The 7990-nt window shown below is 74.0% G+C and carries 4 protein-coding genes and 3 pseudogenes; 4 read left to right on the top strand and 3 right to left on the bottom strand.

Going from position 1 to position 7990, the window contains the following annotated elements; genetic code table 11:
• Nucleotides 1-336: 336 nt before the first annotated feature.
• From JNW89_RS37740 to JNW89_RS20800, 3 genes are all read left to right on the top strand, one after another.
• Nucleotides 337-663: a nuclear transport factor 2 family protein gene (locus JNW89_RS37740; protein ID WP_306344885.1), complete on the top strand. Its 327-nt coding sequence runs from the start codon at nucleotides 337-339 to the stop codon at nucleotides 661-663.
• Nucleotides 664-732: 69 nt separating this feature from the next.
• Nucleotides 733-2139, top strand: coding sequence for a class II 3-deoxy-7-phosphoheptulonate synthase (locus JNW89_RS20795; protein ID WP_238450173.1), 1407 nt, complete (start codon nucleotides 733-735; stop codon nucleotides 2137-2139).
• Nucleotides 2132-3163 carry a GntG family PLP-dependent aldolase gene (locus JNW89_RS20800; protein ID WP_309140007.1) on the top strand — a complete coding sequence of 344 codons (1032 nt, stop codon included), beginning with the start codon at nucleotides 2132-2134 and terminating at the stop codon, nucleotides 3161-3163. The genes JNW89_RS20795 and JNW89_RS20800 overlap by 8 nt, the downstream gene beginning before the upstream one ends.
• Nucleotides 3164-3352: 189 nt before the next feature.
• Here JNW89_RS20800 and JNW89_RS20805 read toward each other — a convergent pair.
• Nucleotides 3353-4203 (bottom strand): annotated as a pseudogene (locus JNW89_RS20805) (deoxyribonuclease IV).
• A gap of 2 nt (nucleotides 4204-4205) precedes the next feature.
• Nucleotides 4206-6187, bottom strand: a pseudogene (gene pknB / locus JNW89_RS20810) (Stk1 family PASTA domain-containing Ser/Thr kinase).
• 143 nt (nucleotides 6188-6330) lie between these two features.
• On the opposite strand from pknB, the gene JNW89_RS20815 reads away from it, so the two are divergent.
• Nucleotides 6331-6720, top strand: a complete 390-nt coding sequence (locus JNW89_RS20815) for an Rv2175c family DNA-binding protein (protein WP_238450174.1) — start codon at nucleotides 6331-6333, stop codon at nucleotides 6718-6720.
• Between the two features lie 109 nt (nucleotides 6721-6829).
• On the opposite strand, the pseudogene JNW89_RS20820 reads toward JNW89_RS20815, so the two are convergent.
• Nucleotides 6830-7910 (bottom strand): annotated as a pseudogene (locus tag JNW89_RS20820) (polyprenyl synthetase family protein).
• Nucleotides 7911-7990 lie beyond the last annotated feature (80 nt).

The raw sequence follows: 7990 nt of genomic DNA on the forward strand, positions 1-7990 counted from the left end.
CGGGCCCTGCGCCGTCGGGCCGCCGGCCGTCGGGGGTCGCCGTCGGGTATCCGTCACCCCTTTTCGATCGTGCGGGTGGTCGGCTGGGGAGAGCGGCGGGGCATGACGGCATGCCATGCAGGTCTGTCGATGTGACAGACTCGCCGCTCGGCATCTCTCGATGTCCGCAGCGAGGGGAGGACCCAGTGCGCCTGAGGCACCGCGCCGCCGGCGTCGCCGCGCTGGCACTGCTGCCGCTGTCCCTGCTCGGCTGCGGGATCGGCGACGACGACGCGGGCGACGGCCCCGCGATCGGGCGCGCCCCGCCGAGGAGGCGCCACCAAGTCCCGCGAGCGGGTGCAGGCCTACCTCGACGCGATGGCCGCCAAGGACGTCGCGGCCGGCCGCAGCCAGCTCTGCGCGCCGATGCAGCAGGCCTTCGACGCGGCGGCCACCGGCCCGAACGGCGACTTCGCCGACCACTTCGAGGTGCCCAAGGCGGCCATCACCGACGTGCGTTCCGGCCCGCGCGGGCAGGAGGTCAGCGCCTCGGTGACCGTTTCGGTCGGCGCCCGGGACGTGGCCCGGCCGCTGCTGTTCACGGTCACCCGCAGCGGCGCCGACTGGTGCATTTCCGGCGAGGCGCCCGGCGGGCACACCCCGGAGCCGTCGGTCAACCCCTGACCCTCCCATCTGCCGGAACCGTCCCCCTCGACGGCGGGTCACCCCGACCGTCGCCGTACGCTTTCCCTCATGCGCCATGAGTGGCATCAGCTGAGCTACCCCGCCGTGACCAGCCCCGCGCTGCAGACCAGCCGGCCCACCGTCGACTCCGCCGAGGACGCGGCCCTCGGCCTGGACCGCTGGCGGGACCTGCCCCGGGAGCAGACCCCGCCGTGGCCCGACCCGGCGCAGGTGGCCGAGGTCTGCAAGGTGCTCGACGTCGTACCCTCGGTGGTCGCGCCCTACGAGGTCGACCAGCTCCGGCAGCGCCTCGCGCTGGTCTGCGAGGGCAAGGCGTTCCTCCTCCAGGGCGGCGACTGCGCCGAGACCTTCGCCGACAACACCGAGAGCCACCTGCTGGCCAACGCCCGCACCCTGCTCCAGATGGCGATCGTGCTGACCTACGGCGCGTCGCTGCCGGTGGTCAAGGTCGCCCGGGTCGCCGGCCAGTACACCAAGCCCCGGTCCCTGCCGACCGACGCCCGTGGGCTGCCCGCGTACCGCGGCGACATGATCAACGCGCTGGAGGCCACGCCGGAGGCGCGGATCGCCGACCCGCAGCGCATGATCCGGGCGTACGCGAACTCGGCCGCCGCGATGAACATGCTCCGCGCGTACCTGGCCGGCGGGCTGGCCGACCTGCACGCCGTGCACGACTGGAACAAGGGCTTCGTCAAGAACTCGCCGGCCGGCGAGCGCTACGAGGCGATCGCCCGGGAGATCGACCGGGCGTTGGCCTTCATCCGCGCCTGCGGGATGACCGAGGACGAGGCGCTGCGCACCGTCACCCTCTACTGCTCCCACGAGGCCCTGGCCCTGGAGTACGACCGGGCGCTCACCCGGGTCTCCGACCGCCGGGCGTACGGGCTGTCCGGGCACTTCCTGTGGATCGGCGAGCGGACCCGGCAGCTCGACGGGGCGCACATCGACTTCATCTCCCGGATCGCCAACCCGATCGGCGTCAAGCTCGGCCCGACCACCACCCCGGACGAGGCCATCGAGCTCTGCGAGAAGCTCAACCCGGACAACGTCCCCGGCCGGCTCACCCTGATCAGCCGGATGGGCAACCACAAGGTCCGCGACGCGCTGCCGCCGATCGTGGCCAAGGTGACCGCCGCCGGCGCCAAGGTCGTCTGGCAGTGCGACCCGATGCACGGCAACACCCACGAGTCGTCCAACGGCTACAAGACCCGACACTTCGACCGGATCGTCGACGAGGTGCTCGGCTACTTCGAGGTGCACCGCGGCCTGGAGACCCACCCGGGCGGCCTGCACGTGGAGCTGACCGGCGAGGACGTCACCGAGTGCCTCGGCGGCGCCCAGGGCATCGAGGACCTCGACCTGCCCGATCGGTACGAAACCGCCTGCGACCCGCGACTGAACACCCAGCAGTCGCTGGAGCTGGCCTTCCTGGTGGCGGAGATGCTGCGTGGCTGACTCTGTTGTTGATCTGCGGTCCGACACGGTGACCCGGCCCACCGCCGGGATGCGGGAGGCGATGGCCACCGCCGAGGTCGGCGACGACGTCTACGGCGAGGACCCGACGGTCGCCGCGCTGGAGGCCGAGGTCGCCGCGCTCTTCGGGCACGAGGCGGCGCTGTTCGCCCCGACCGGCTCGATGGCCAACCAGATCGCCCTCCAGCTCGTCGTGCCCCCCGGTGACGAGCTGCTCTGCGACGCCGACGCGCACGTCGTCACGTACGAGATCGGCGCCGCGGCCGCGTACGGCGGAATCTCCTCGCGGACCTGGCCGGCGGTCGGCGCGGACATCGACCCGGACGTGGTCGCCGGCATGGTCCGGCCCGACGGCTACTTCGCGGTGCCCACCCGGGCGATCGCCGTGGAGCAGACCCACAACCGGGGCGGCGGCGGGGTGATCCCGCTGACCACCCTGCGCGAGCTGCGCCGGGTCGCCGACGACCACGGGTTGGCGCTGCACTGCGACGGGGCCCGGATCTGGCACGCGCACGTCGCCGACGGGGTGCCGCTGGCCGAGTACGGCGCGCTCTTCGACACGCTGTCGGTCTGCCTGTCCAAGGGCCTTGGCGCCCCGATCGGCTCGCTGGTGCTCGGCAGCGCCGAGAAGATCGACCGGGCCCGGTTCATCCGCAAGCGGATGGGCGGCGGCATGCGCCAGGTCGGCGTCCTCGCCGCCGCCGGCCGGTACGCGCTGGCCCACCACGTCACCCGGCTCGCCGAGGACCACGCCAAGGCCGCCCGGCTGGCCGAGGCGGTCGCCCCGTTCGGGGTGCTCGCCGCGCCGGTCCGGACCAACCTGGTCCCGCTGGACCTGACCAAGCACCCGCTGGACGCGAAGGCCCTGGCCGCCGCCGCCCGGGCCGAGGGCCTGCTGGTCTCGGTGCTCGGCCCGCGCACCGCCCGCCTGGTCACCCACATGGACGTCGACGACGCCGGGATCGACCGCGCGGTGGAGATCCTCACCCGCCTGCTGCGCGCCTGATCCACCTCCGCACCCGAGCCCCGCGCCCACCTCGGCCCGGGGCTCGGCCGCGCTTCGACGGCCCGCCTCGGCCGTGTTGATCAAGGAGTTTGTGTCAGGATCCGGCCTGGAACTGACGCAAACCTCTTGATCAACGAGGCGAGCCGGGTCGGGTCGGGCGGGCCCGGAGCCCGGTGGTGCGCGGGTGGGTCAGGGGTGGAGGCGTTTGAGGGTGGCGATGTCGGCGGCGTGGCCCTCGTGCTTCTCGGTGGGGGTCTCCACCACCACGGGGACGCCGGCGGTGGCGGGGTGGGCCATCAGTTCGGCGAACGCGGGCTCGCCGATGCTGCCCTTGCCGATGTTCTCGTGCCGGTCCCGGGTGGAACCGCAGAGGTCCTTGGAGTCGTTGGCGTGCACCAGCCGCAGCCGGTCCGCCCCGACGGTCGCCACCAGGGCGTCCAGCGTCGCCGTCATGCCGCCCTCGGCGGCCAGGTCGTGCCCGGCCGCCCAGGCGTGGCAGGTGTCGAAGCAGACCCCGAGCCCGGGGTGCCGGTCCACCGCGTCCAGGTAGGGACCCAGCTGCTCGACCCGCGAGGCCAGCGAGCGACCCCCGCCCGCGCTCGGCTCGACCAGCAGCATCGGTCCGCCCGCGGCCGCCGCCTCGTCCAGCAACGGCAGCAGCGTCTCGCGGACCTGCCGCATGGCGGCCTCGGCGTGCCCCGCGTCGACCGCGCTGCCCGCGTGGAACACCACGCCCCGGGCGCCGATCGCCGGCCGCGGCGCAGCGCGTGCGCCAGGGTCTCCGCCGACCGCTGCACCGTCGCCGCCGTCGGGGAGCCGAGGTTCACCAGCAGCGAGGCGTGGATGAAGACCGGGACGCCCCGCTCGGCGCAGCCGTCCCGGAAGAGCGCGTCCTGGGCCGGGTCGCCGGCCGGCAACGCCCAGCCGCGCGAGTTGGAGACGTAGACCTGCACCACCTCGGAGCCGGCCGCGCCGACGTACGGCAGGGCCGCCCGGGCCAGTCCGCCCGAGGTGGGGGTGTGTGAGCCGACGGGTCGCATGGTCACAGGCACCCGATGGTGACCGGCGTGGCCGGCGGCACCGGGGAGTTCTCGGGCGGGTTCTGGAACCGGACGATCCCGTTCGGGTTGAACTGCACGGTCACCGGGAAGCCCTGGCTCTCCAGCTGCTGCTTGGCCTGCGGGCACGGCAGGTCGACCACCCGGGGCATGATCACCTGGGCCGGACCCTTGCTGACCTCGAGGCGGACCTGGGCGCCCTTCTCGACCCCGGAGCCGTTGGCCGGGCTCTGCCCGAGGATCTCGTCCTTCGGCTTGTCCGAGTCCTTGTACGTCTCCACCGGCACCAGGCCGAGCTGGGCCAGCGTGGCCCGCGCCTCGTTGACGTTCTTGCCGAGCAGGTTCGGCACCGAGATCGGCGCCCGGCCCTTGCTCAGGATGAGGGTGATCTTCGTGCCCGGCTTCACCTCGGCGCCGACCTTCGGGTTGGTCTCCAGCACCACCCCGGCCGGCAGATTGTCGTCGTAGCGGGGGGTGCCCTTGGCCACCAGCAGCTTCGCGCTGGTCAGATCCACCTCGGCCAGCTCGAACTCCTTGCCCACCACGTCCGGCACCGGGAACCGCTCCGGGCCCAGCGACAGGGTGAGCGTGATGGTGCCACCCTTGAGGATCTTGGCGGCCGAGACCGGATCCTGCGCCACGACGCTGTCCCGGGGGGTCTTCTCGTCGTAGCGGGGCTCGGCGTAGACCAGGGTGAAACCGGCGCGGTCCGCCTGCGCCTGCGCCTCGGCCTTGCTCAGGCTCACCAGTTCCGGGGCGACCGTGTAGCGACCCACCCCGACCCACCAGCCGCCCAGCGCGGCGAGCAGGCCGAGCGCCACCACCGCGGCGGCGACCGAGAGCCGGCCGCGCTGGCTGCCCATCAGGCGGGTGCGCAGCGCGGCGAACCGGGCCCCGAGGTCCGACTCCTGGGCGGCCCGACGGCGGTGCGGCCGCTGCGGGCCCCCCTCGGGCAGCCGCGCCCAGGCGGGCCGCTGGGCCGGGTGGACCGCCGCCACGACCATGGTCGGCTGCGCCACCGCCGAGTTCTCGTCGCCCACCGGGCGCAGCACGGCGGTGTGCGTGTTCGGGTTGCCCAGGTCGTCCCGGGCCACCTGCACCTCGGCCAGCAGGGCGCCGGCGTCGGTCGGGCGGGCGCCGGGGTCGCGCCGGGTGGCCCGCGCGACCAGGTCGTCGAGCGCCTTGGGCAGCGCCGGTACCAGGGTCGACGGGGCCGGTACGTCCCGGTCGACGTGCTGCCAGGCGACGTCCACCGGCCGGTCCCCGTCGTACGGGACCCGCCCGGTGAGCATCTCGAACAGCACGATGCCGGCCGAGTAGACGTCGGTGCGCGGGTCGGCGTGCCCGTCGGTGACCAGCTCCGGCGCCACGTACGCGACGGTCGCCATGAGCTGGTTGCCGTTCTCCTCCTCGGCGCTGGCCTCGACGGCGCGGGCCAGGCCGAAGTCGGCGACCTTCACCACGCTGTCGACGAGGTTCGCCACGCCGCCGGTGGGCGCCTCGGCGACCAGCACGTTCTCCGGCTTCACGTCCCGGTGGACCAGCCCGGCCCGGTGCGCGGCGGCGATCGCGGCGAGCATCTGCTCCATGATCGCCAACGCCTCGTCCGGGTTGAGCCGGCGCCGCTCGGCCAGCACGTCGCGCAGGGTGCGGCCGCGGACGTACTCCATGACCAGGTACGGCAGCCCGCCGTGGGTGCCCTGGTCGTAGACCGCACCACGTTGGGGTGGGTCAACCGGGCGATCGTCTTCGCCTCGTCGGTGAACCGCGCCATGAACCCGGCCGCCCGGCCGCGGGCCTCTGGCGCCTGGGTCGGGTGAATGATCTTGACCGCCACGGTGCGCTCCAGGCGCTCGTCGGTGGCGGTGTACACGGTCGCCATCCCGCCGCGCGCGACGCGCCCGCGAATGCGGTAACGCCCGTCGAGCAGCGAGCCCAGCAACGTGTCGGCGACCTGTGTGTCCATCGGCAGGCAGTCTATGTGTCCGGAGGGTGAAGGTTGAACAGGATGCTACAGCCGGGACACGATCCGATCCGTCCCGCCGTGCTGTCGCAGGCCACCCGGGGTGCCGCTGCGCCCCGGCCGGGGCGACGTGGCAGGGTGGTCGGGTGACCGATTCCGTACCCGCCGACCAGGCTTCCGGCGCCGCTCTCGCCGGCCCGACCGACCCGGCCGCCTGGCTGACCCTGCCCGACGTGGCCGAGCGCCTCGAGCTGTCGATCAGCAAGGTCCACCAGATGATCCGCGACCGGGAGCTGATCGCCGTCCGCCGCGACGGCGTCCGCCGGATTCCCGTCGACCTGGTGGCGAACAAGACGGCGCTCAAGCACCTGCCCGGCGTGCTGAACCTGCTGGCCGACGCCGGCTACGACGACGAGGCCGCCCTGCGCTGGCTCTACGAGCCCGACGACACCCTCTCTGGCGGCACCGCCGCGGCGACCCTGGGCGGCGACCACGCCCGCGAGGTCAAACGCCGCGCCCAAGCCCTCGGCTTCTAACCCCCGGGTCCTCGCCCCAGGTCCCTCGCCCCGTTGATCATGAAGTTGTCGCCACCGGCACCGGCATGCCGGGGCAACAACTTATGATCAACTTTGCCGGGCTGGGGGGTCAGTCGGCGCGGCGGGTGGCGGCGATGGCGAGGTCGACCAGGGCCTGGCGGGCCTCGGTGTCGAGGTCGACCGTGGTCAGCGCGGCCAGCGCGGCGTCGGTGAGGGTGACGATCCGCTGCTCGGTGCGGGCCAGCGCGCCGCTGGCGCTGATCAGCTCCCGCAGCCGCGCCACCCCGGCCTCGTCCAGCGCCGGATCGCCCAGCTGGCCGAGCAGCAGCTCCCGGCCGGCGTCGTCGGTCGCCTCCACGGCCGCCGCCACCAGGTAGGTGCGCTTGCCCTCGCGCAGGTCGTCGCCGGCGGCTTGCCCGTCTGCGCCGGGTCACCGAAGACCCCCAGCACGTCGTCGCGGAGCTGGAACGCCTCGCCCAGCGGCAACCCGTACGCCGAGTACGCCGCCCGTACGTCCGCCGACGCCTCCGCCAGCGCGGCGCCGAGCAGCAGCGGCCGCTCGACCGTGTACTTGGCCGACTTGTACCGGGCGACCTTCCCGGCCCGCTCCAGCGAGGTGTCCCCGGTGACCTGGGTCAGCACGTCCAGGTACTGCCCGACGGTGACCTCGGTGCGCATCTCGTCGAAGACCGGCCGGGCCCGGGCCACCGTCCGCGGATCCAGGCCGGCGGAGTGCAGCAGCTCGTCCGACCAGACCAGGCAGAGGTCGCCGAGGAGGATCGCCGCCGCGTCGCCGAACCCGTCCGGGTCGCCGCCCCAGCCGGCCGCCCGGTGCCGGGCGCGAACCGCCGGTGCACCGCCGGCTCGCCGCGACGGGTGTCGGAGCGGTCCATCAGGTCGTCGTGGATCAGGGCGCTGGCCTGCACGAACTCCAACGCCGCCAGCGCGGTCACCACGTGGTCGGAGTCGACCCCGCCGGCGCCCCGGTACCCCCAGTAGCCGAACGCCGGGCGCAGCCGCTTGCCGCCGCCCAGCACGAACGCCTCGATCGCCTCGGCGACGGGCACCAGCGCGTCGTCGACGCCGGTCATCCAGGTGCGCTGGTTGGCCAGGAACTCGGCCAGGGCCTTGTCGACGCGCTGACGCAGACCGGCGCGGTCGACGGGGGAGACGGGAGCAGCGTGGGTCACGTACCGACGCTAGCCGGTCGAGGTTGGCCGCGTCCCCCCACCGGGCCGGCGCGTTGCGCCCGCCGCGCCCGACGTGGCGC

The sequence above is a fragment of the Micromonospora sp. 4G55 genome (assembly GCF_016803375.1).

Excerpts from the sequence above, each read along its gene's own strand:
- JNW89_RS20795 (WP_238450173.1), top strand. The coding sequence starts at position 733 with ATGCGCCATGAGTGGCATCAGCTGAGCTACCCCGCCGTGACCAGCCCC.